The 256-nt window shown below is 38.7% G+C and carries 1 protein-coding gene; it reads right to left on the bottom strand.

Annotated features, from left to right (window positions below; all coding sequences use genetic code 11):
* Positions 1 to 229 (bottom strand): ribonucleotide-diphosphate reductase subunit beta (locus tag AOA62_RS29800; protein ID WP_256592505.1); only part of this gene is annotated, 229 nt, incomplete at its 3' end.
* Positions 230 to 256: the final 27 nt, after the last annotated feature.

Raw genomic sequence — 256 nt, 5'->3', positions numbered from 1 at the left:
GTGTTGGGTTCTGTCTGAAATTTTCATAAGCTTCTAAAATCAACTGGTTTCTCTTTTGAATTAAAGGATCACCTTTCGCTTGATCAAAACGTTGCTTCTGCTCCTGCAAAGGAATTAATGAGCTTAAAATATAGGAATAAGATTCATTATGGACAGCCTCTTGTTGGGCAATTACTGCTAAAATCGCTTTAAAACTCGGATCTGTCACATAGTCCATCGCTTGTGTCATGGTCGGTGTCTGCAGACTATCCAATGA

Origin of the sequence: Pseudomonas sp. 2995-3, from assembly GCF_002742565.1 — a bacterium.
Taxonomy (GTDB): Bacteria; Pseudomonadota; Gammaproteobacteria; order Pseudomonadales; family Pseudomonadaceae; genus Aquipseudomonas; species Aquipseudomonas edaphica.
This window is presented reverse-complemented; position numbering and strand designations above follow the sequence as displayed.